This is a genomic window from Vibrio sp. Vb1337 (assembly GCF_033338715.1).
Lineage (GTDB): Bacteria > Pseudomonadota > Gammaproteobacteria > Enterobacterales > Vibrionaceae > Vibrio > Vibrio alginolyticus.
The window spans coordinates 1-1,156 of record NZ_JAWOTD010000196.1 but is presented as its reverse complement, the minus strand read 5'-3'; the positions used below and the strand labels follow the sequence as shown (position 1 = coordinate 1,156).

Genomic DNA, 1,156 nt, shown 5'->3' with positions numbered 1-1,156 from the left:
TGACTATTGTAAATACCACGTTTAAATCCAGCCTAGTTAAAGGGTTGGGCGCGCATACTCTGACAACTGGTGTCGATGCGACGCATGCCGAGTTGGAAGATTTTACGTCTAACAAAGCATCATCTAAAACGAAAGCATCAAATACTCAATGGGCTGTGTTCATCGAAGATGAATGGAAGATCGCAGAACCTTTTAGTCTGACATTAGGTGGTCGTTTGGATCACGATGAAAACTACGGCGCGCATTTTAGCCCGAGAGTGTATGGTGTGTGGCGTGTTGATCCTGCTTGGACGGTCAAAGGCGGTGTGGCGACAGGCTTCCGCTCTCCTCAGTTACGTGAAATTACCCCAGGTTGGGCGCAAGTCAGTGGTGGCGGCAATATTTATGGTAACCCAGATTTGGATCCGGAAACTTCACTGAACAAAGAAATCAGTGTGCTTTACCAAGGTGATTCTGGTCTTGATGTGACGTTAACCGCCTTCCACAATGAGTTTAAAGATAAGATTACTCGCGTGGTGTGCCCAGATACAATTTGTACGGATGGCCCAAACCAATGGGGGGCGGATCCTACTTACCGCATTAATGTGGATGAAGCTGTTACTCAGGGTGTAGAAGCAACGTTGGCGAAACCACTAACCGAGACTATCTACTTAAGCTCAAGCTATACCTTTACCGACTCGGAGCAAAAAACGGGTGAATACAAAGGCATGCCACTTCAGCAACTTCCAAAGCACCTGTTTAATGTTGATGTCACTTGGCAAACAACAGACAACCTAGAGAGTTGGACGAAAGTGACCTACCGAGGCAAAGAAATGGATCCGGTCACTGGCCCATCACGCAACAGCATCGTTGAACCTGCTTATACGTTTGTAGATGCCGGCGTAACGTATCAGTTGACGGATAACACCAAGATCAAAGGTGCGATTTACAACCTGTTCGATGAAGACATCAACTACAAAGAATATGGGTACGTCGAAGATGGACGTCGTTACTGGTTAGGGTTAGACGTAGCATTCTAATCTCTTTCAAAGAAGGCTGGGCTATGTCCCAGCCTTTTTAAATCATGCTTTACTATGATTCATTAGGTGCGTTTTTCAGCCTTATCAGGTACTATCTGTGCCACGAAATTTTTGGTGGGGCGGAAGGATAAATGCTA

General features: G+C 45.9%; 1 protein-coding gene. It reads left to right on the top strand.

Annotated elements, in window-relative coordinates; all coding sequences use genetic code 11:
* Nucleotides 1–1,019 (top strand): TonB-dependent receptor domain-containing protein (locus R7E42_RS24980; protein ID WP_318073233.1); only part of this gene is annotated, 1,019 nt, incomplete at its 5' end.
* Between the last annotated feature and the right edge of the window lie 137 nt (nt 1,020–1,156).